Genomic DNA, 20,513 nt, shown 5'->3' with positions numbered 1-20,513 from the left:
GGTCCGCTGCGGTTCAGCCGACGGTGACGGTGTAGGTGATGCGTTCGGGAGCCGGGGAGGGGGTCGCCCCCGTGGTCGGGGTGGCTGAGGGCGCGGTCGTTTCGGGCGGCAGGTCGGAGGTGTTGCCCTCGCACGTGGTGAACGTGCAGTGCAGCAGCGTGAACCGCGTGACCCCCTTGCCCTTGGCCTCGAAGGTGAAGGTGAGCCGCCCGCCTGCCCCTGCCCCGTCGCCGGGGTCCGACGCGTGGTCCCGGCCGCGGCTGACCAGCACCGCGCTGTCGGGTTCGGGGTCGACCAGGTACCAGTACTCACGGGTGGAGGCGTTCTGGTCGACGGTGAGCGCGAAGCGCTCCCCCGGCTCGGCGGCGATGTCGGTGTCCTGCGCCGTGTAGCTCGTGGGACCCTCCGCGGTGCCCGTGGACCCGCCGGCCGGTCCGTCGGCGCCCGGGCCGCAGCCCGTGGTGAGAGCGAGGAGCGCGGCGGCCGCGATCGCGGCACCGCTCCTGCTACCGGGGAAGATAGACGCTGTACGCATCGGGGAGATCACTGCTGGAAGCCTTGCCCATGTGGCCGTTGATGAAGTCGTCCTCGCTGACCCAGGTGGTCGAGCCCCAGGGGTTGTACACCTGAAGCATGTCACCTTCCTGGGCGATGATGGTCATCGCGTGGGCGCCCTCCTCACCTGAGACGTCGACCGGCACCGGCCGCCCCTGCGCGACCGACTTCTCGACCTCGGTGAGGACCGCCCTGCGGTCGGCGGCGCTGTCCAGGTCCTGGCGCTCGTAGTCGCTGCCGGTGGCACTGCCGACGGTGGAGTCGTTGATCCGTTCCTGCCCCTCCGGCCCCATGCCGCCCCAGTTCTCGCCGCCGTCGCCTTCGGTGTGCAGCCGGTGCTGTTCGGCCACCAGGCGCTGCTTGAAGGCCTCGGGGTCGTCCTGCTGCCCGTCGGGGCCGCCGGTGAGGTCCAGCGCGTACAGGGGGTCGACCATGGCGCGGGACGTGACGGTGGAGGAGGCCACGCAGGTGCCCTCGGAGCCGTCGCCGCCCTGGACCCACCGCTGGCCGTCGAACGTGGCGTAGTCCTTGTTGTTGTTCGAACCGTCCGGCGCCAGGCCCTCGTCGTCCATGCTGTCCGCCTCGGTGACCACCGGGGTGAGATGCCGGCGCATCCACTCGGGATCCTTGCCGTGGATCTTGCCCTGGAACTCCTCGATCTCGGCGACGCTGTGACCGGCGGCGAGGGCCTTCATCAGATAGGCCCGCTCCTGCGGCGTCTGCGACGTGGCCAGCATCTGCTCCATGGCCATCTCGTCGTCGAGGCTCAACAGGTCCATACGCGCCGAGGCGCGCTCCAGTTCGGCGGCCTTGAGGATCTCGTTCAGCTCGGCGTCGGCGCCCGCGACACCGGTGTCGGCGAGCATCAGCTTGTCGACCGCGGTGAGTTCGCTGGTCTCCATCTTCCCGGCCCGTGCCTCGGCGGCCCACTTGTTCAGGTCCCGGGCCGCCGTGCGGGTGGCCTCCTGCGCGTCGGAGACGGCCTCGTGCATCAGGTCGACCGCGTAGGAGCCGAAGTGGGCGGCGTTCTTGCGGTCCCACTCCTCCTCGTCGTTCTCGTGCAGGTCGTCGAAGAACCCGTCCTTGCCGCCGAGCATCTTCCGCTGCTCCAGCAGCTGTCCGCGCCCCCGCTCGTCCTTGCGCTGCGCGGCGCCGATCGCGTCGGCCAGCGTCAGCAGCACCGTGGCGCAGCCGTGGAACGCCTCGCCCATCTGGGTCGCGGCCCGCCCGGCGGCGTTCACCCCGGCGGAAGCCAGGACGCTCGTGTCGCCGACCCACACCTCCGGAAGGCCTTTACGGCCCACCCGGTCGACCTGGTCGAAGACGTCGCCGACGGGGCCGACCTGACCGCGGTAGAGGTCGGCCAGGCCCTCCAGCACGCCCTGGTCACCGCCCGGTTCGGGCACCGAGAGGGCGTCGCCGATCAGGTCGAGCACCTCGTTCTTGCTCCCGGCGCCGAGCAACTTCTTGGACAGGCCGGCCAGCCACGCGAGGCGGAGGGAAGGGGATTCGAAAGGAGAGGGGAAGAAGGACATCGGCCCGGCCTCAGTAGCTCGACAGGGCCGAGGGGCGCCCGTCCCGCGTCGACGTGTCGGGGAAGCTGCCGGCGACGATGACGCTGTCCGCTTCCTTCTTCACCAGACCGTCCGTGCCACGGTAGCTGTTCTTGGCGAACTGGACCTTGCTGCCGAGCTCGTGCAGCGCCGAGGCCAGCGTCTTGGCCTCGGCCTCCCACGCCTTGACGAACGCGTTGAGTGCCGACGCGGCGTCGGAGCCGCCGACCTCGTCGTACGAGTAGGTCGTGCGGGACTTGACGGCCGAGCTGACGCCGTCCATGTCCGTGCCGGCGTCGTCGAGTTGCTGGGCCTGGCCGGTCATACCCGCCTTGGCCTGGTAGCCGTCGAAGCCCACCGCTCGTCCCCCGTATGTGTTCGATCACGACCGCAGGCAGGCTAACACCCACCATACGTACGAAGATCACACATCACGGGTCGCACACATCTCCTCGACAGCACCCACCCCACGGCCGGTACGGCGGCCCCGGTCGGAGGTTCCTGCCCGATCCCCGTCACGGGTCCGCGATGTCGACGGTGACCCCGGACAGGGGACAGCCGACGCAGGTCAGCACGTAGCCCTCGGACCTCTGCCGCGGCGTCAGGCAGTTCGGCTCGCTCTGCGCGACTTCCCCGCTGCGCAGCCGCACCATGCAGTCTCCGCAGTTCCCGACCGTGCAGGAGTGCGGCATCGCCAGCCCCGCGGCGAGTCCCGCGTCGAGCAGTGTCCGGCCGGGCTCCACCGTCACCGTGCCGAGGGGGCGTCCGTCCTCCTCGACGGTCATCTCCTGCGGCACGGTCGTCGCGCTTCCGGTGTCCGCGCCGCTGACGTAGTGCTCGCGGTGCACCTGCTCGTCCGGCACCCCGAGGCCGGCCAGAACGTTCCGGACCGTGTCCATCAGCGGTCCGGGACCGCAGACGTAGTAGTGCGCGTCCGTCCCCGGTGACCGGCGGGTGAGCCAGCGCTCCACACCGGCGGCGTCCAGCCGTCCGTCCTGGCGGGTCAGGACGTGGGTGACCGACAGCCGGTCGGGGAAGTCCTGTGCCAGCCGGACGAGTTCACCGGCGAAGATGATCTCGTCCGCGTCACGGCTGCTGCACAGCAGGGCGATCCGGTCGCGCCCGGCCGGGTCGGCGATCCGTGTGCGGATCATGCTCATCATCGGTGTCACGCCGCTGCCGGCCGCGATGAGCACGGTGTCGCGCGGGGGCCGGGGCCCGGCGTGGAACGATCCCGAAGGGCCGCGCACCGCGAGGCGGTCGCCCACGCGGAGATCTTCGTGCACATGGGTGGAGAACCGCCCGCTCCCGACGTGCTTGACGGTGACCTCGAGCCGGGAGGATCCGGGCGCGGACGAGGCCGAGTAGGCCCGGCGCACAGGGCGGCCGTCGATGTCGGCGACAAGCGTGAAGAACTGACCGGGCCGGAAGTCGAACGGCCGCGGGTCCCGGCCGACGTCCTCAAGCGCGAGGGTGAGCGTGCTCGGGGTCTCCCTCCGGATCTCGGCGACGCGTACCTCTCGCAGGGGGTGGCGGCCTTCGCCGGAGCCTGCGGCCGGCCGGTGCGGGGAGCCGTCGCCCCGGGCGCCCCTGCCGGTCCGGATGTCGTCGTACCCCTCCTTCCTGAGGCCGGAGCGATAGGCGCGGTCCATCACCCGTCGCAGCAGGCGGCTCGCCCCGGGGATCGCTCCGACGGCCCTGAGCAGGAAGGCGGGCGGGCCACCCGTGGAGGCGGACACGTTGGAGGCCAGGTGTTCCGCTCCCAACGCCATCAGGTCCGGCATGGTGGCGGGGTCGGGGTGCGCGCCGGGGCTCCACAGCCGTGAGCGCACCAGCGCGTCGTTTCCGGTGATCTCGGCGTGCTCGACGTCGATGAGCAGCGCCAGGTGCGGGGGCATCCCGCGGAGCGCCATCGTCTCCAGCAGCGCGGGATCGTCGGTGATCGCGCCGCGGCCGCGGACGTGCAGCACACCGCTGCGCCCCGGGACGAGCGCCGCGAGGGAGAGCCGGTCGTCCCGCAGCAGGTTGTGCAGGGTGTCGGCGCGCTTGTTGCCCTTACGGTCCGGGACGAGGAGGGTGCGGCCGTCCAGGATCCGCGCCACCGCGTGCCGGTCACCGCGCGGGCTGGTGTCGCTGCCGCCGGAGCCGTCCCAGGTGGAGAGGGCCAGGAACGGTGCCGCGGCCAGGAAGCCGGCGACACCCGGCCCGGACAGCGGGCCGTCGTCCGCGAGGTGGGGCGCCGGATCGGCCGAGCCGTGCGGGGGCTGCCACAGCCCGGAGCGCAGGACCGCCTGTGCGCAGTGCACGTACGCCTCCGTGATGTCGACGCGGGTCTGCCCGCCCTCGCGGCCGGCCGCCGTACCGTTGACGCGCAGGATCTCCCCGACGCCCGGCAGCAGGAAGAACAGCGAGACCGGACCGTGTGGTTCACCGGCCCCGGGGAGCGGGTCCCGGCCGTGCGCATCGCCCGCGCCGGGCAGGGGGAAGGAGATCCGGGTGGGCGAGAGCACGCGTGCGAACCCGGGCGTACCGCCGATGAACGTCGTCCTGCGGGTCCCGTCCCCGTCCCGGTAGCCGAAGGCCGCGACCGGGCAGTGGGCGAGGACGGTCCGGCAGCCCTCGTCGAGCGCGCCGATCTGCTTGATCATGATCATCGGCGCCGGGCGGCCGATGACCGCCTCGAGGTCGGCCACCGCCTCCAGCCGGTGCGGGGCGGAAGGGCGTACGTGCGTCACAGGGATTCCTCTCGTTCCCGGGCCGGCCGGCCGGGCACCGGCGGCCGGAGCTGAGCCGACCGGCGCCGGCAGCCGGAGCCGAGCCGGCTCCTCGGCACACCTCCCCCATCGGGCAAGGCGGCGTTTCCGCAGTTCATGGCACCATTGTGAGCAATACTTCAGCTCTTTGACTACTCGCATTCCGCGCCCTGAGGAGTCCTGCCGATGCCGTCAGCCGACCGCCGTCTTCAGCCACGTCGCAAGCCCCGCCAGGTCCGTGCCGAGCTCACCCGGGAGCGCATCCTCACCGCCGCTGCTCACGTTTTCGCCGAGTACGGATACGCCGCCGGCACCACCAACCGCATCGCCGAGCACGCCCGGGTCTCCATCGGTTCGCTGTACCAGTACTTCCCGAACAAGGACGCCGTCCTGGCCGAGCTGGTGGTGCGCCACATCGACCGCGGCACCTGGACACAGGCCGACCGGATCGATCTGTCCGCGGGGACCCTGGAGACGATGGTGCGCGCCCTGGTCCGCGACGCCATCGACAACCACCGCGACGATCCGCAGCTGTTGCGCATCATGATCGAGGAGGCGTCGTTCTCGCAGGACCTGATCGACACGATCGACCGGCACGGGCGTGACCGTGTGGAGCAGGTCCGCGACCTCCTCGCCCGGCACGCGGACGTCCGCGTACGTGACCTCCCGACCGCGGCCGAGCTCATCGTGTTCACCGTGGAGGCGAACACGCACAAACTCATGGCCGCCCCGCAGACGGTCCCGGTCGAGTCGTTCGAGAACGAACTGGTGGACATGCTCACCCGCTACCTGGGAGGCAGCCGGTAGCGTCCGGGGCCGGGGTTCGGGCACGGCACCGTTCGCCGCCTCGGGGCCCTGGACCGAAAACCCGTTGGCCGGACCACGGCGGCCGCTGCTATCTTTCCGGAGGCCGTGCGAGAGAACGAGGAGGTGGTACCCGTGAACGCAGTTTCGACATGGGTGCTCCTCTCCGGGGTCACGGTCGGGCGATAGGTCGTCCGGGAGCGCCGTTCCAGAGCACTCCCGAAAGGCACGACCATGCACTTCATCTCCGAGCAACGCCTCGACGACGGCGTCCTCGCACGCGAATTCACCCTCGGCGAGATCCCCGGAACCCTGTGGACGCCGGAATCCGACGTACCGGTCCCGCTGATTCTGATGGCCCACAACAACGGCCTGCCCAGGCGGGAACCCCGGCTGGTGGCCCGGGCCCGGCACTCCGCGTCGCACGGCTACGCGGTGGCCACCATCGACGCCGCCGGGTGCGGTGACCGGCCGCGTTCCGCCGCCGACGAGCAGGCCCGCGCGGACATCCGCCGGGCGATGCGGGCCGGTGAACCGGTCGACGAGATCTTCGAGTCCTTCATCGGGCCGCTGGTCGAGAAGGCGGCCCCGGAGTGGCTGACCACCCTGGACGCCCTGCTCGCCCTGCCCGGGATCGGCGGCCCCGTCGGGTACTCGGGTTGGCTGGCCCTCGGCATCCGGCTCGCGGTGGCCGATCCGCGCATCGCGGCCGCCGGGTTCTTCGCCGGAGGGTACGTTCCGCGCGCCCAGCGCGAGGAGGCCCGGCAGGTCGGCGTTCCGCTGCTGCTCCTGTTGCAGTGGGACGACGAAGGGAACCCCCGGCAGCGGGCCCTGGACCTGTTCGACGCCTTCGGCACCGAGGAGAAGACACTGCACGCCAACACGGGCGGGCACACCGGTACTCCGTGGTTCGAGGTGGAGGACGGGGACAGGTTCTTCGGCCGACACCTGAAGTGAGGCAGGGCCGGCCGGTCCGCCACGGAAAGGCGTTGCCGTGGCGGACCGGTTCGGGCACGATCCCACCGTGCGTGAGAACAGGGACCTCGGCGGGCACGGGCGGTACACGCTGACGGAGACGGAGCACGACCGGGTCTGGGGAGTCTGCGTCGAGGTGGACGGGCTCTTCGGCGAGGCCGGGCGCGCGACGTACGAGCTGCACGCCTGGCTTCCGGAGGGGGCCGAGGTGCGCGGCTGGGCCGGCAGCCGGGTGTGGCTGGTGCCGGAGGACCGGACGCTCGGGCCCTGGCTCCTGGAGGACGTGGAGAGCCTCGGGCCGCACCCCGGCACGGACGGTCTCGTGCTCACCGGCCTGGACGACTACGAGGGCCCGCCCGAGGGCCACCGGGGCCCTGTCCGGCTCCATGACGGACGCCGGTGGCTCGGCTCCTGCCGGGAGTTCGCCCGCGTCCTGCCGCCCGAGCGGGCGGATCCCCCTCTCGTCCTGCGGGGGTTCGCCGGGGGCGACGAGCTGCGGACACGTCTGACCGCCGGGACCCGGCGTTCGCTGCACCTGGAGCAGGCCGCCCTGGAGATACGGGACGACCGGGGCGACCTGCTCGCCGAGCGGCTGCTGTGGGCCGAGGTCAGCGCCTGGTCCCCATCGGCCCGTGGCGTGGATCTGATCGATCTGGAGCTGTCCGGCGCCTTCGTCACTCCCCTTCCGGAGCACGCCCGGCCGGTGTGGGACCGGTGGCTCACCGGGCCGCCGACGAGCCCCGGCGCCTGGGCCGGCTCGGACACCCGGCAGCGTGGGGCGTGGCTGGACCTCGTGCGGGAGGGTGCCTGCCGACGTATATCGCACGACCGGCCGTCCGGTCATGCGTACGAACTCGACGGCCGACACACCACCGACGTCCCGGGCCTCCATCTGGCGCTCGGCGAGGCGGTCAACGGGCCCGGCGGCTATTTCGGCGGATGCCTGGCCGCCGTCGCCGACTGCCTGTGCGGCACCTTCGGCTACACCTCGCCCGCCACCCTGCTCTGGCGGGACGCCGGGATCGCGCGCACCCACCTGTCCCGCGCCCTGACGCCGGACGGTGAGCCGTACGACCTGTTCGGCGTCCTGCTCGATGTGCTCGCCGAGGGCGGGATGCGCGTCACCCTGGCGTGACGGAGCGCCCCTCCCCCATGTCTCCGGGGCTGAGCGCTCGGTCACTCACGGGGGCGTCACCGCCCGGCTTCCGCCCCGTCAGGCGGAGGCCAGGAGCTGGAGCGTGTCGATGACGCGGTTGGAGAAGCCCCACTCGTTGTCGTACCAGGCGACCACCTTGACGTGGCGGCCGTCGACGCGGGTCAGGGCCGAGTCGAAGATCGACGAGGCGGGGTTGCCCGTGATGTCGGACGACACGAGGGGGTCGTCCGAGTATTCGAGAACACCGGCGAGCGGCCCCTCCGCCGCGGCGCGGTACGCGGCCAGCACGTCCTCACGCGTCACGTCGCGGGCGACGGTCGTGTTGAGTTCGACGATCGAGCCCACCGGAACCGGCACGCGGATCGAGTCGCCCGACAGCCTGCCGTCGAGGTTCGGCAGCACGAGGCCGATCGCCTTCGCGGCCCCTGTCGTGGTCGGCACGATGTTGACCCCGGCGGCGCGGGCGCGGCGGGCGTCGCGGTGCGGGCCGTCCTGGAGGTTCTGCTCCTGCGTGTAGGCGTGCACCGTCGTCATGAAGCCGTGCTCGATGCCGGCGAGATCGTCGAGCACCTTCGCCAGCGGTGCGAGCGCGTTCGTCGTGCAGGAGGCGTTCGAGACGATCGTGTGCGCCGCCGGGTCGTACGCGTCGGTGTTGACGCCGAACGCGAGCGTGACGTCGGCGCCGGTCGCCGGTGCGCTGATCAGCACCTTCTTCGCGCCCGCGTCGATGTGGGCGCGGGCGGCCGTGGCCGAGGTGAAGCGACCGGTCGCCTCGAGCACGATGTCGACGTCCAGCTCGGCCCACGGCAGCCGCGCCGGTTCACGCTCGGCGAGCACGGCGATGCGACGGCCGTCGACGACGAGGGTGTCCCCCTCGGCCTTGACCGGACGGCCGAGGCGGCCCGCCGTCGAGTCGAAGGCGAGCAGCCGCGCGAGGGTGGCGGGCTCGGAGAGGTCGTTGACGGCGACGATCTCCAGGTCGCTGTCGCGTTCGAGCAGCGCGCGCAGCACATTGCGTCCGATGCGGCCGAATCCGTTGATGGCGATGCGAGTCATGAGTGGTGTCCCTTCGGGTTCGCCATCCAGGTTCGCGCGGGGCGTCCGCCGGTGACAGCGGCGTGATCGCCACGGTCCGAAAGGATCGCGCCACCGCCCGCGCGGCCGGTCACTCGCCCCGGGCGAAGGTCCGCCGGTACTCGCTGGGCGTGGTGCCGAGGATGCGATGGAAGTGCAGCCGCAGATTCGTACCGGTGCCGAGTCCGACGTCGGCGGCGATCTGCTCGACGCTTCGCTGCGACAGTTCGAGCAGCTCGCGGGCCCTGTCGATGCGGGCGCGCATGACCCACTGCATCGGCGTGTATCCCGTGTCCTCGGCGAAGCGTCGCGAGAAGGTGCGCGGTGACACCGCCGCGTGCCGGGCGAGCGTTTCGAGGGTGAGGGCCTTGCCGAGCCGGTGCAGCGCCCACTCCCGGGTGGCGGCGAACCGCTCGCCGAGCGGCTCGGGCACGCTGCGCGGTACGTACTGCGCCTGTCCACCGCTGCGGTAGGGGGCTGCCACCAGGCGTCGGGCCGCGTGGTTCGACGCGGCCACCCCGAGATCGCCGCGCAGGATGTGCAGGCACAGGTCGATGCCCGAGGCCGCCCCGGCCGACGTCAGCACGCTGCCCTCGTCGACGAACAGGACGTTCTCGTCCACGTGCACCAGTGGATGCCTCGCCGCCAGTGCCCGTGTGTAATGCCAGTGCGTGGTGGCGCGCTTGCCGTCGAGCAGCCCCGTGGCGGCCAGTGCGAAGGCGCCCGTCGAGATGGCGGCGAGCCGAGCGCCCCGGTCGTGGGCGCGGATCAGCGCGTCGACGACGGCCCGGGGCGGGTCGTCGCGGTCGGGAAACCGATAGCCGGGGACGAAGACGATGTCGGCCCAGTCGAGTGCGTCCAGGCCGTGGGCGACGGCGTACGACAGGCCGTCGCCGCCGGTCACGAGACCGGATTCCGCGCCGCACACCCGGACTTCGTACGGCATGCTGGCGCGGGTCGTGAACACCTGGGCGGGGATACCGACGTCGAGGGGCTTCGCGCCTTCGAGCACGAGGACGGCGACGTGATGGGGGGACGGTGCGGGCACGGGGAAGAGGGTACGTGGGGCGCGGGGGCCCGGCCCTGTACCGGGCAGCCACCTCCGCCCTTGACGACGCATCCCGTGAGGAACGGGGGCTGCCGGGGCGCTTCGCCGCGCCCCGGCAGCTCGTCGACGGATCAGGTCGTCGACGGCTTCCCGGCCGACGGCCGCTCGCGGAGTGCGTCGACGACCGCGCGCTCCAGCACGGCCGACTCGCCGATCGAGGTGCCCTTCCTGCCCATGTCGGCGTCCCGGATGAGGTAGCTCCGCTCGCCCAGGTACTCCAGGGTGGTCGAGTCGAAGACCCAGGCCGTACGCCAGCCGGCCCGGGTGTCGTCACGGGCCACGCCGATCCCGTGCCGGCCGGCCGCGTCCACCGCGTCGGGGTCCTCGGACACACCGGGGATCTTGGCCGCGGCCTTGTAGAGCGCGGCCGCGGTCTTCGGCGGCATCACCGTCTCCCGCAGCAGTTCCCCGATGGCGTCGAAGGCGTCCTGGTCCGGGTCGCGGTCCCCGGCCGGGGTGTCACGCGCGTCCTGGTCCCGGGTGATCTCGGTGGCGAGCCGCCGGAGGAGGACGTCGGGGTCGGTGGGCAGTGAGGCCAGCCAGGCGTACGTCGGCCGGTTGAGGCCCGCCGGGTAGCCGACGGGGGTCTCGCCGTCCGGGACCCCGACGGTGATCGGGACGTACGAGCCGTCCTCGTGGATCAGGCCCTCGTCGACCACCGGCCCCGGCTGCTGCGACATCCAGACCTCGCGCTCGCCGGGCTCGCTCAACTTCACCGGTCCGCCGAACTCGCCCTCGTTCCCGGACTGCAGTGTCCTGACGTACACGAACTGGTCGCCGGTGACCGTCTGTTCGTCGCTCTTCCCGGCGACCGAGGCGATCCGGTCGAGCAGTACGGCCGCTCCGCGCGGTGCTGTGGAGGCCGTACCCGCGGCGGACGGTGCCGGAGCACTGTCCTGGCCGGTCACGGCGAGCGTGGTGAGCAGCACCCCGCCCAGGGCCAGTCCGGCGACGGGCAGCAGGACCGCGGGGCGCGGGAGGCGGGGGCGTGCGGGGGCGCGGTCGCCGTCCTGGTCGATCAGACGCATCAGGTTGTCCTTGTGGTGGAGATGACGGCCCGGGGGCAGGTCCCGTTCGGCCGGGGCCGGCAGCAGCCGGTCCAGTTCCTCGCGTTCGGCCCGCCCGGGGCCGGAGGTACGGTCGTTCATCGGGCTTCCTCCTGAATGGGCAGGGCCACGAACGCGGCCCTGCTCCCTACCTCTCCGCGGCCCGGGCGGGGTTCCCGGCCGGATCGGGCCGTGTCGACGGATCGGGCCGTGTCGACGGATCGGGCCGTGTCGACGGATCGCGTCTCCCGCTCTCCGGTGCGCGCTTCCCCTTTCCCGGCTCGCGCGTCCCTCGCGGGCCGGTCCGGCTCCTGGCCGAGCTCCTCGTCGGTGAGCCGGCGCAGCCGGGTGCGGGCACGGGAAAGCCGTGACCGTACGGTGCCGACCGGGACGCCCAGGGCCTCGGCGGCCTCGGTGTAGTCCAGCCCGGACCAGACGCAGAGGACCAGCACCTCGCGTTCCTGGCGTCGGAGCCCGCCCAGTGCCCGCTGGACCGCGGCCAGCCGGCGTGCGTCGTCGACGCGTCCGGCGGTGGCGTCCGCGATGTCCGCCACCGGCTCCGGCGCGGGACGGCGGGCCAGGAACGCCAGGCGCCGCCCTCTGCCGCGGTTGGCGTTGCGCGCCTTGTTCGTGGCGATGCCGAGCAGCCACGGCCGCAGTGAGTCCCCTTCGGGCTCGACGGCCTGACGGGTGCGCCAGGCGGCCAGGAAGGTGTCGGACAACACCTCCTCGGCCGCCGACCAGTCGCCCGTCAGCCGGTAGGCGTGGTTGTAGACCGCCCGCGCGTACTCCTCGTAGAGCGCGGCGAACGCCTCTCGGTCACCCGCCCTGATCCGTGCCCGCATGCGCTCCCGCTCTTCCTGTTCATCACACCTCACACCTCCTTTCTCTCCGGCCCGGCGGCGGGGTTCCGGTGACGCGCGCCACACCGTGGGGTCACACGGCGCGAGAAGGCGGAGGGCCTCCCGGCCACGGACCTCAGGGCTTGGTCACCGGCTCCTGGAGTTCGGTCACCCAGTCGTCCCGACTGTCCGGGCATTCGAGGCTGATCTCTTCGTCCGTCACCGACTCCACGGGAGCGGGGCCTTTCCGCTCCGCCCGGGCCCCGGGGGCGACGTCTTCGCGACGGCCGGTGCGTGCGTATCGCGGCCGACGGCGTTTCGGCCAACACCCACTCGTGGACCGCCTCTTGCGGCGCAAGGGCCCATGCATCCCGCATCTTTCGGCGGCCGCGTGGAACCGGGATCCCGGACTCGGCCGAAAGACATGTGTTCGAAAAGTCGGCGGGCTCGTTGAACCTGACGATCCCGACCATCGACCACCGACCGTCAGGAAGGAGCGACGTTGACACGCACCGGCACACGCCGCGACCGCCGGAACACCAAGGACGCGAAGAACACGCAGGCCGAGGAGACGATCTCGGACGCGGAGCGCGAGCTGTACGGGGGCCGTCTGCGCTACGACCAGTCCTTCGTACGTCATGTGGGCCCGCTGACCAGGCTCTCGTTCCGGCACATGGCGGCCGCGCTGCCGCGCATGGTCGCCCTGGTCCTCCGTACCGGCTGGCGGACGGACCGGCGGGCGATGGCCGGGGTGGTGGCCGCCCAGCTCGGGCAGGGGGTGGCCGGGGCATGGGGACTGGTCGCGGTCAACAGCGTCCTCACGAACCTGTTCGCGGAGGGGCCGACGGCCGACAAGCTGCGCGACGCCCTGCCGGCCCTGGCCGCACTGGCGGCGACCGCCGTGGCCGCGGCCCTGCTGACGGCGTGGTCGACGGCCATGTCGGGGCGGCTGGAGCCACAGGTGGAGCGCGCCGTCTCGGCGCGTTACTACACGGCCGTCACCCGCGTCGAGCTGGAGGCGACGGAGCGTCCCGAGGTCCAACGGGTGCTGGAGGCGGGCCGGTTCGGTACGGACTCGGCCCGCAGCATGCTGATGCTGTCGGTGGGCGTCGGCAACGTCCTCATCTCGATGGTGGCGGCCGCCGTCGTCCTGGCGTCGCTGCACTGGCTGCTGCTGCCCATGCTGCTGGTGATCGCCCTGCCCAAGGGGTGGGGCGCGGTCAGTTCCGCACGCCGTGAGTACGTCTCCAAGCTGCACTGGATCGACCACCGCAGGGCCATCGCCTCGCTCCTGGGCTTCCTGACCCGCCCGCACGCGCAGGGCGAGATCCGCGTGCACGCCGCCGGGACGAAGCTGCTGAACAGCTACGAGGAGATGTCCCACCAGACCGAGGCGGAGCAGCGGCGTCTCGCCCACGCGCAGGCCTCCACGGACCTGGTCGCCGGCGGCTTCGCGGGGGTCGCGTCGCTCGCCTGCTACGGGGTGCTGTGGTGGCTGCTGGCCGACGGTTCCCTGCCCCTCGCCGTCGGCGGCACCGCGGTGCTCGCGATCCGCGCGTCGACCGCCCGGCTGACCTCACTGGTCCAGCAGGTCAACCGGCTCTACGAGGAGCTGCTCTTCCTCACGGACACCGAGGACGCCATCGCTCTGGCCACCGAGAACGCCATCCCCACGAACGGCACCGCGCTGCCGGCCCGTGTCCACCAGATCCGCCTGGACGACGTCTCGTACACCTATCCCGGGGCCGACTCCCCCGCGGTGCGGGACGTCAGCCTGCGGGTCCGGCGCGGTGAGGTGACCGCTCTGGTCGGGTCGAACGGTTCCGGGAAGACCACGCTGACGAAGGTGCTGTCCGGACTGCTGCTGCCCTCCGAGGGCCAGGTGTGGTGGCAGGGCGCCGACGGCTCCGAGCGGGTCGAGCTCAAGGACGCCGACCGGTCGGAGATCTTCGCCCACGTCGGGCTGCTCGCCCAGGACTTCCCGCGCTGGGAGATGACCGCTGCCGCGAACGTGGCGATCGGCGCCGGTGACCGCGTCCGGGACATGTCCGTGGTGAAGTCCGCCGCGCTGTCCGCCGGTGTCCTCAAGCTGATCGAGGGCCTGCGGCACGGCTGGGACTCCATCGTGTACAAGGGCTACGAGCGCGGAGTCCAGCTCTCGGGCGGGCAGTGGCAGAAGCTCGGCACGGCGCGCAGCCTGTACCGAGGAGCTCCTTTCCTCCTGGTGGACGAACCCACCTCGGCTCTCGATCCGCACGCGGAGATCGCCGCGTTCGACGGCCTGTGGTCCCTCGCGGAGCGCGGCCACGCGGTCGTTCTCGTGACCCACCGGCTCGCGGCCACGGCCAACGCCGACCGTATCTACGTCCTCGATCAGGGACGGGTGGCCGAGGAAGGCACCCATGAGCAGCTGATGACCCGGCCCGACGGCATCTACCGGGGCATGTTCACCGCCCAGGCCGCCCAGTACGGGGCCGTCGCCCCGCAGATCCCCTCGCAGACCGGACACGCCCCGGCACCTCACCCGGCGGAGGGCAGCGGCCCGCAGTGAGGTCCCCGTGCCGGGCAGGCGGTTCCGTCAGGTCCAGGGGGCGAACGGCGGCCGGGCGGGGGCGGGCCCGAGCGTGGTGGTGCCGGGTTCGGCGCGGTGGCCGAGCCCGGTCCGGTAGGCGTTGAGCGCTTCCTCCGTCCGGCCCTCGCCGCGCATCAGGTCGCCGAACAGCCGGCAGATGTCGGCGATGTCCCCGGCGGCACCCGTCTGTTCGAGCAGGGAGAGGGCGGTGGCGTAGTGCCGCTCGGCGGCCTCGACGTCGCCGCCCTCCTCCGCGATCATCCCGAGCAGCCGGTGGGCGCCACCCGCGTGCAGAGCGCCGCGGCCGGGCTGGAGTCCGACCAACAGGCTCTCCAGGAGCTCGGCGGCCTCCGCGCGCTTCCCTCTCCTGCGCAGGACGTCGGCAAGCTCGACCTCCACCTGGGAGACGTACAGGGCTGCCCGCTTGGACACCAGCATCGAGTGCGCGGTGCGCAGTTCCGTCTCCGCCTGCGCCAGGTCGTCGTGCTGCGCGCAGACGTAGCCTCTCATCCAGTGGCAGTGGGCCAGTTCGGTACGGATCTGCAACTGCTGGTAGAGCTCGGTGGCCCGCGTCAGCGACGTCCGGGCCGCGTCGACCCTTCCCTCGGCGATCAGGGTGCGGGCCACCGTTCGGTGCATGGTGGCGACCAGGGCGGGGTCGGTCACCTGGGGCACCAGGGCGAGTGCGAGTTCGGCGGCCTGCGCGGCGCGGGCATGGGCGCCCATGTCCATGTACGGGGCGATCGAGGCCGTGTAGAGCTGGAGCAGTGCGACGGGGTCGTGCAGCCCTGACGTGTTCAGTGCGTCGATGGCGCTTTCCAGCAGGTAGCAGGCGTACCGCAGTTCACCCGCGAGGTAGTGGGCGACCGCGCGTCCTCGGACCGCTCGCGCGCGGGCGGGCAGCGGTTCGCCCGCCAGGGCGTGTTCGGCGGCCTCGAACCGGGCCAGGGCGTCGGCGAGTTCACCCGTCTCCAGGGCGCATTCACCCAGGCCCACGAGTGCGGCCGCCTGTTCCTGCGGGAGCCCGTACTCCTCGGCCTGCCCGAGGATCCGCTCGTAGGCCGCGCGGGCGTCGGCGGCGTCCTCCATGGCCAGGACCCGCTGCGCCTCGGCCAGTCGCAGCCTCAGAGCGGTGGCGATATGGGTCGGCCTGCCGGTGGCGAGCTCCTCGTAGTCGACGCCGAGCCGGTCGGCGAGGTGCCGGAGGGCGGCTTCGGAGGGCCGCACCTTGCCGGCTTCCAGGGTGGAGACATAGGCGGAGGTGTATACGGGCTCGGCGAGCTGACGCTGGGTCAGCGAACGGTCCTTACGGAGCTGCTTCAGCCTGCGGCCGATCGCGGCGGGCGAGTCCGGCGCATCGCCGTGGTCCCGTCCCGGCCGGCCCGGGGCGTCGTCCCCGGTGATCGTCGCCCTGCTGGTTCCCGTCATGGCAGCCCCTCGTCCTGTGTCCGCCGGTGGTCACCGGCCGCCCCGCACTCTCCGGCCGCCGAGCCGTGGGGCCGCCGGTCGTCGCCTCAGCCGTCGGCCGGGAGGCAGCGGAGCCATCGGTTACCCGGAAGCAAAAACCCCCGCCCTCAGGGCCATTGTGCGCTCCCTCGAAGCAGCCTAAGTTAAACGGCGACTCAAGCGCATTCAACCGACGTTTTGAACGGCCCGGATCGCGGGGAGGCCGGCACGCTCCCTGCCACCGGCAGAACCACTCGCTCCAGCGCCCCCCACTTCACCTCCGAGCCGGACACCAGAGTGAGGATTGACATGCACAGGACGAAACTTGCCGCCATATCCGTGAGCGCCGCGCTCGCGGCGATGATCGGCACCGCCCTCGCCGCTCCGGCGGCCGCCGTGGACCCGGAGGCCGTGAAGGAGCCGCACGTCACCGTCGAGTACTTCCCCGAGCCAGGCGGCGAGGGCCGGCGGACCGAGGTCCCGGTCAGCACGGAGGCGGCGACCGGCGGCGCGGCGAACCGGAGCGCGGCGCCCCCCGCGGGCACGACGGACGGAGAGGTCGGCGAGCTGTCCGTGACCGGCCCTTCGGCCGACCGGCTCGACGTGGTGATCATCGGTGACGGCTACACGGCGGACCAGCAGGATGCCTTCCACACGGCGGCGGCGGCGAAGTGGGGGGACATCACCGGCATCGAGCCCTACGCCAGCTATCAGGGCCTGATGAACGTGTGGACCGTCGACGCGGTGTCCGCCGAGTCCGGGATCACCGGTGACCCCACCGCCGATGTCACCAGGAACACCGCGCTCGGCAGCTACTTCTGGTGCTCGGACACCGAGCGCCTGATCTGCGCCGACATCGACAAGGTCGCGTCGTACGCCGCCAAGGCCCCCGAGGCCGACCTGGTGGTGGTCGTGTCCAACTCCACCAAGTACGGCGGCGCGGGCTACTCGGGCCTGGAGGCGGGGGGCTATCCGTTCGACGGCGTCTCGACCCTCTCCTCGGACAACGCGCAGTCGAGCATGATCGCCGCCCATGAGATCGGCCACTCGGTGGGTCTCCTGGCGGACGAGTACACGTACGACAGTTACGGCACCTGGACGGGCGGCGAGCTTCCCGACATCAACTCCAGCATCCTCACCACGGAGAAGATGGCCGCCGACCGGACCAAGTGGTACCGGTGGCTCGGCGAGGCCGACCCCACCGGCGGCACCGTCGGCACGTACGAGGGCAGCAGCTACTACCCGTACGGGATCTACCGTCCGACCTCCAACTCCCTGATGCGGGCCCTGGACGTCAGGGACTTCAACCTCCCCGGGCGCGAGGCCATGATCGCCGGCTTCTACCGCGAGGCCAACGCGCTGAGCAGCGGGACGAGGACCGGCAGCACGGTCCTCAGGGGCGCTCCCATCGAGGTCGCCCGTGCCGAACTCACCGGTCTGGCCGCGCCGGAGCTCCGCTGGTACGTCGACGGCGCGCAGGTGAGGCGGGCGCAGGGGCTCACCGCTGTGACACCCGCCGGGCTGGGCGTCGCCGCGGACGGCAGGGCGCACACCGTGACGGTCAGGTCCGTGGACCTGAGCGCCTCGATCCGCGACCCCCGGGTCCGCGCCGAGACCGCCGAGAGCCTGACCTGGACGGTCGAGGCCGCCCGGCCCGGCGGGGGTCACGTCACACCGACCCGTCCCTGAGCCGCCCGAGGACGGGAGCTGGGACGGGGCCAGAGCAGGGACCAGGGCCGGGGCCAGGACGGGGGCCGGGGTCCACCCCGGTCAGATCGCGGCTCGCGTCCCACAGCCGTGCCGCGACGACGGGGTCGGCGAGGTGGTTCCACACGGGTTCGCTCCGGGGCTCACCTCGCAGGCCGAAGACACGCGGTCCCCACAACTGGCCGCCGGCCACCGCCGGATCGAGCACTGCCCGGACCGCGGGCCACGCGCCTGCGTCCTTGCCCTGGAGCAGAAGCGCCGCGGGGGCCGCACCCAGCCGGGTGCCGGCCGTTCGCACGTGGACCGGTGGTCGTGACGGGGTCAGGGAGTCCAGCGCACCGCCGGGGTGTGCCAGCACGCTCGTCACCGTGCTGCCGGCGGCGCGCAGGCGGCGGTCGAGTTCGATGCCGAAGTACATCTGGGCCAACTTGGAACGCCCGTAGGTGCGTTTGGGCCGGTAGTCCTTCAGGGACCGCAGATCGTCCAGGTCGATCCGCTCGGACTTCGCCGCGAAGCTGCCCATCGTCACGATGCGGGCGGCGGGCGCGGCCGACAGCAGCGGCATCAGCCGGTGGGTCAGGGCGAAGTGCCCGAGGTGGTTCGTGCCGAACATGAGCTCGTGGCCGTCTCCGGTCTCCTCGCGCGGCGGGTCGTCGAGGGCGACGCCCGCGTTGTGGACCACCGCGTCGAGGCGGTCCTCCTCCAGCGAGTCCGCCACCGCTCCGAGCGACGAGAGGTCGGCGAGGTCCAGCCGTACGGCCCGTACGCGCGCACCGGCGACACGTGCGCGGATCGAGGCCATGGCGACCTCGGCCCTGGCGAGGCCACGGCTGCCGATCACGACGGTGGCCCCGGTCGCCGACAACTGTTCCGCGACGAAGTACCCGATGCCCGCGTTGCCGCCGGTGACCAGGAAGACGCGGCCGTCGGCGCGGGGCAGTCGCCGGACGTTCCAGGGCGGGGCGGAGGAGGTGGTCGGCATGGCGGCGGGATCCCTTGCTGTCGAGGCCGGTGCTGCTGCGGGAGGGCGGTGACCGCTCCCCGCGCAGCTCGCCGACCACGTTTCCACCGGCCACCGACGTATCGCCTACGGATTCCGCCGGGCCGCCGACACCGCTCCGACACGGAGGGCGGCGCCGGGTGGCCGGGTGCTCGTCCCCTGCCCCTGGGCCCGGTCCCGCCGGGGCTCATCCCCGCCCGTCGACCAGACCGGATTCCCAGGCCCAGGCAGCGATCTCCACACGGTTGCGGGCCGAGAGCTTCATCTGCACATTGCCGAGGTGGGTCTTCACCGTGCCCACCGAGATGGACAGTTCGGTGGCGATCTCGGCGTTGGTCAGCCCTCTGGCCACCAGACGCACCAGGTCCTTCTCCCGTGCGGAGAGCGCGGTGTGAGGTTCCTTGGGCGCGGGCACGGCGTTGTTGAGGCGCCGCAGCAGCCGGACGGTGATGGCCGGGCTCACCAGCGCCTCGCCGGAGGCCGCCGCTCTGATGGCCTCGACCAGCAGGGCGGGGCCGGAGTCCTTGATCAGGAAACCGGAGGCGCCTTCGCCCAGGGCGCGCTGGACGTACTCGTCGTCGTCGAACGTCGTGACCACGACGACCTTCGGCGGATTCACGGTGCCGGGGCGGGTCAGTCTGCGCAGGGCCTCCAGACCGTCCATGCGCGGCATGCGGATGTCCATCAGCACCACGTCGGGCCGGTGGCGCTCGGACAGCTCCACGGCGAGCACCCCGTCCGCGGCCTCCCCGACGACCTCGATGTCGTCCTCGGCGGAAAGGATCATCGCGAAGCCGGCCCGGACCATGGCCTGGTCGTCAGCGATCAGTACGCGGATCGTCATGACGCCCCCGCCTCCGCCGCGACCACCGGATGCGCCGCCTCCGCCATCTCTCCCACCGTCCCTCCCGCCGGCCGCACGGAGCGGCCGGGCCGTTCATGATCTGTCCATGCCCCGCCCCAGGAGCATGTCATGATCAGCGCCGCGGCCACCTCGGCAGGGACCCCGTGCCCGTCGGCAGGGTTGGCACCGGGTGGGCCCCACGTGGTGGACTTCGAGTCCGGCGGGCGGCGAGGGACGGTGAGGCAGGGCATGGCGGAACACGGTACGGAGCACGGCTCCGAGCACGGATATCTGCTGGACAACCAGCAGTCGGAGGCGGGCATCCGGTTCGGTGCGCTGGCCGAGCTGTTCGACCCGGTGACGTTCCGGCACGTCGACCGGATCGGCGTCACCGAGGGCATGCGGTGCTGGGAGGTCGGAGCCGGCGGCCCCTCCGTCCCCACGGGTCTCGCCGAGCGCGTCGGCGCCTCGGGGCGGGTGGTCTGTACGGACATCGACGTGTCCTGGGCCCAGGAGGCGGCCTCCGATGTCGTCGAGGTCCTGCGCCACGACGTCGCTGCCGACCCTCCCCCGCCGGGTGGTTTCGACCTGGTGCACGCCCGGCTGGTCCTGGTGCACGTCGTCGACCGTGCCGAGGCGCTGCGTCGCATGGTCCAGGCGCTGCGGCCCGGTGGTGTGCTGCTCCTGGAGGACGCCGATCCGGGACTTCAGCCCCTGCTGTGCCCGGACGAGTCGGGGCCGGAACAGCGGCTGGCCAACCGTCTGCGGTCCGGGTTCCGCGAACTGATGGCGGCGCGCGGCGCCGATCTCGCGTACGGCCGGACACTGCCGCGGCTCCTGCGCGATGCCGGCCTGGACGACGTACGGGCGGATGCCTACTTCCCGATCACCTCGCCGGCCTGCACCGTGCTCGAGGCGGCGACCGTCCGGCAGATCCGGGGCCGGCTCGTGGCGGCGGGCATCGCGACCGACGAGGACATCGACCGCCATCTGGCGAACGTCGCCACCGGGCGGCTGGACCTGGCGACGGCCCCGATGGTCTCCGCCTGGGGGCGCCGCCCGTAGGGCGTGTTCCGTA

17 protein-coding genes are annotated in these 20,513 nt (G+C 72.3%); 6 read left to right on the top strand and 11 right to left on the bottom strand.

Annotation, left to right across the window (positions count from 1 at the left end):
• Nucleotides 1-13: 13 nt before the first annotated feature.
• The 4 genes from ACZ607_RS18400 to ACZ607_RS18385 form a co-directional block, all read right to left on the bottom strand.
• Nucleotides 14-535, bottom strand: coding sequence for a protease inhibitor I42 family protein (locus tag ACZ607_RS18400; protein ID WP_469735732.1), 522 nt, complete (start codon nucleotides 533-535; stop codon nucleotides 14-16).
• Nucleotides 507-2,090 (bottom strand): peptidoglycan-binding protein, encoded by a 1,584-nt coding sequence (locus tag ACZ607_RS18395; protein WP_469735730.1) that lies wholly within the window; start codon nucleotides 2,088-2,090, stop codon nucleotides 507-509. Before ACZ607_RS18395 ends, ACZ607_RS18400 begins: the two co-directional genes overlap by 29 nt.
• 10 nt (nucleotides 2,091-2,100) lie before the next feature.
• Nucleotides 2,101-2,466, bottom strand: coding sequence for a hypothetical protein (locus ACZ607_RS18390; RefSeq protein ID WP_469735728.1), 366 nt, complete (start codon nucleotides 2,464-2,466; stop codon nucleotides 2,101-2,103).
• Nucleotides 2,467-2,623: 157 nt separating this feature from the next.
• A complete protein-coding gene (locus ACZ607_RS18385; RefSeq protein ID WP_469735726.1) occupies nucleotides 2,624-4,843 on the bottom strand; it encodes a 2Fe-2S iron-sulfur cluster-binding protein in 2,220 nt (739 codons plus the stop codon).
• Nucleotides 4,844-5,047: 204 nt separating this feature from the next.
• Here ACZ607_RS18385 and ACZ607_RS18380 point away from each other — a divergent pair, with 204 nt between their 5' ends.
• From ACZ607_RS18380 to ACZ607_RS18370, 3 genes are all read left to right on the top strand, one after another.
• A complete protein-coding gene (locus tag ACZ607_RS18380) occupies nucleotides 5,048-5,668 on the top strand; it encodes a TetR/AcrR family transcriptional regulator (RefSeq protein ID WP_469735724.1) in 621 nt (206 codons plus the stop codon).
• Between the two features lie 231 nt (nucleotides 5,669-5,899).
• Nucleotides 5,900-6,622 (top strand): dienelactone hydrolase family protein, encoded by a 723-nt coding sequence (locus ACZ607_RS18375; protein WP_469735722.1) that lies wholly within the window; start codon nucleotides 5,900-5,902, stop codon nucleotides 6,620-6,622.
• Nucleotides 6,623-6,689: 67 nt separating this feature from the next.
• Entirely contained in the window at nucleotides 6,690-7,775 is a 1,086-nt protein-coding gene (locus ACZ607_RS18370; RefSeq protein WP_469735721.1) for a barstar family protein, read from the top strand.
• 78 nt (nucleotides 7,776-7,853) lie between these two features.
• Here ACZ607_RS18370 and gap read toward each other — a convergent pair whose 3' ends face one another.
• The 4 genes from gap to ACZ607_RS18350 all read right to left on the bottom strand — a co-directional run bounded on the left by gap (nucleotide 7,854) and on the right by ACZ607_RS18350 (nucleotide 11,869).
• On the bottom strand, nucleotides 7,854-8,852 hold the full coding sequence (gene gap, locus ACZ607_RS18365) for a type I glyceraldehyde-3-phosphate dehydrogenase (RefSeq protein WP_469735720.1): 999 nt from the start codon (nucleotides 8,850-8,852) through the stop codon (nucleotides 7,854-7,856).
• 109 nt (nucleotides 8,853-8,961) lie between these two features.
• Nucleotides 8,962-9,918 carry a GlxA family transcriptional regulator gene (locus ACZ607_RS18360; protein WP_469735719.1) on the bottom strand — a complete coding sequence of 319 codons (957 nt, stop codon included), beginning with the start codon at nucleotides 9,916-9,918 and terminating at the stop codon, nucleotides 8,962-8,964.
• A gap of 131 nt (nucleotides 9,919-10,049) precedes the next feature.
• Nucleotides 10,050-11,126, bottom strand: a complete 1,077-nt coding sequence (locus ACZ607_RS18355) for a CU044_5270 family protein (RefSeq protein ID WP_469735718.1) — start codon at nucleotides 11,124-11,126, stop codon at nucleotides 10,050-10,052.
• Nucleotides 11,123-11,869, bottom strand: a complete 747-nt coding sequence (locus ACZ607_RS18350; RefSeq protein WP_469735717.1) for an RNA polymerase sigma factor — start codon at nucleotides 11,867-11,869, stop codon at nucleotides 11,123-11,125. Before ACZ607_RS18350 ends, ACZ607_RS18355 begins: the two co-directional genes overlap by 4 nt.
• A 499-nt stretch (nucleotides 11,870-12,368) precedes the next feature.
• On the opposite strand from ACZ607_RS18350, the gene ACZ607_RS18345 reads away from it, so the two are divergent.
• Nucleotides 12,369-14,417 carry an ATP-binding cassette domain-containing protein gene (locus ACZ607_RS18345; RefSeq protein ID WP_469735716.1) on the top strand — a complete coding sequence of 683 codons (2,049 nt, stop codon included), beginning with the start codon at nucleotides 12,369-12,371 and terminating at the stop codon, nucleotides 14,415-14,417.
• Nucleotides 14,418-14,444: 27 nt separating this feature from the next.
• Here the strand turns inward: ACZ607_RS18345 and ACZ607_RS18340 are convergent, their stop codons facing one another.
• Entirely contained in the window at nucleotides 14,445-15,866 is a 1,422-nt protein-coding gene (locus tag ACZ607_RS18340) for a helix-turn-helix domain-containing protein (protein ID WP_469735715.1), read from the bottom strand.
• 327 nt (nucleotides 15,867-16,193) lie between these two features.
• Between ACZ607_RS18340 and ACZ607_RS18335 the strand changes: the two genes are divergently transcribed.
• Nucleotides 16,194-17,573, top strand: a complete 1,380-nt coding sequence (locus ACZ607_RS18335; protein WP_469735714.1) for a M64 family metallopeptidase — start codon at nucleotides 16,194-16,196, stop codon at nucleotides 17,571-17,573.
• Here ACZ607_RS18335 and ACZ607_RS18330 read toward each other — a convergent pair.
• Both ACZ607_RS18330 and ACZ607_RS18325 read right to left on the bottom strand, forming a co-directional pair.
• Nucleotides 17,554-18,573, bottom strand: a complete 1,020-nt coding sequence (locus ACZ607_RS18330) for an SDR family NAD(P)-dependent oxidoreductase (protein WP_469735713.1) — start codon at nucleotides 18,571-18,573, stop codon at nucleotides 17,554-17,556. The genes ACZ607_RS18335 and ACZ607_RS18330 overlap by 20 nt on opposite strands.
• A gap of 205 nt (nucleotides 18,574-18,778) precedes the next feature.
• The gene (locus tag ACZ607_RS18325; RefSeq protein ID WP_469735712.1) at nucleotides 18,779-19,435 is read right to left on the bottom strand and encodes a response regulator; all 657 of its coding nucleotides are present in this window, start codon (nucleotides 19,433-19,435) and stop codon (nucleotides 18,779-18,781) included.
• 249 nt (nucleotides 19,436-19,684) lie between these two features.
• On the opposite strand from ACZ607_RS18325, the gene ACZ607_RS18320 reads away from it, so the two are divergent.
• Entirely contained in the window at nucleotides 19,685-20,500 is an 816-nt protein-coding gene (locus ACZ607_RS18320) for a class I SAM-dependent methyltransferase (RefSeq protein WP_469735711.1), read from the top strand.
• Nucleotides 20,501-20,513: the final 13 nt, after the last annotated feature.

Source organism: Streptomyces sp. NPDC104381, assembly GCF_055583745.1.
This window is presented reverse-complemented; position numbering and strand designations above follow the sequence as displayed.

What these genes read in the sequence shown, in the direction of transcription:
- gap (WP_469735720.1), bottom strand. Translation starts at nt 8,852, where the DNA reads ATGACTCGCATCGCCATCAACGGATTCGGCCGCATCGGACGCAATGTG.
- ACZ607_RS18375 (WP_469735722.1), top strand. Translation starts at nt 5,900, where the DNA reads ATGCACTTCATCTCCGAGCAACGCCTCGACGACGGCGTCCTCGCACGC.
- ACZ607_RS18400 (WP_469735732.1), bottom strand. Translation starts at nt 535, where the DNA reads ATGCGTACAGCGTCTATCTTCCCCGGTAGCAGGAGCGGTGCCGCGATC.
- ACZ607_RS18325 (WP_469735712.1), bottom strand. Translation starts at nt 19,435, where the DNA reads ATGACGATCCGCGTACTGATCGCTGACGACCAGGCCATGGTCCGGGCC.
- ACZ607_RS18350 (WP_469735717.1), bottom strand. Translation starts at nt 11,869, where the DNA reads ATGCGGGCACGGATCAGGGCGGGTGACCGAGAGGCGTTCGCCGCGCTC.
- ACZ607_RS18330 (WP_469735713.1), bottom strand. Translation starts at nt 18,573, where the DNA reads ATGCCGACCACCTCCTCCGCCCCGCCCTGGAACGTCCGGCGACTGCCC.
- ACZ607_RS18395 (WP_469735730.1), bottom strand. Translation starts at nt 2,090, where the DNA reads ATGTCCTTCTTCCCCTCTCCTTTCGAATCCCCTTCCCTCCGCCTCGCG.
- ACZ607_RS18355 (WP_469735718.1), bottom strand. Translation starts at nt 11,126, where the DNA reads ATGAACGACCGTACCTCCGGCCCCGGGCGGGCCGAACGCGAGGAACTG.
- ACZ607_RS18320 (WP_469735711.1), top strand. Translation starts at nt 19,685, where the DNA reads ATGGCGGAACACGGTACGGAGCACGGCTCCGAGCACGGATATCTGCTG.
- ACZ607_RS18380 (WP_469735724.1), top strand. Translation starts at nt 5,048, where the DNA reads ATGCCGTCAGCCGACCGCCGTCTTCAGCCACGTCGCAAGCCCCGCCAG.
- ACZ607_RS18340 (WP_469735715.1), bottom strand. Translation starts at nt 15,866, where the DNA reads ATGACGGGAACCAGCAGGGCGACGATCACCGGGGACGACGCCCCGGGC.
- ACZ607_RS18335 (WP_469735714.1), top strand. Translation starts at nt 16,194, where the DNA reads ATGCACAGGACGAAACTTGCCGCCATATCCGTGAGCGCCGCGCTCGCG.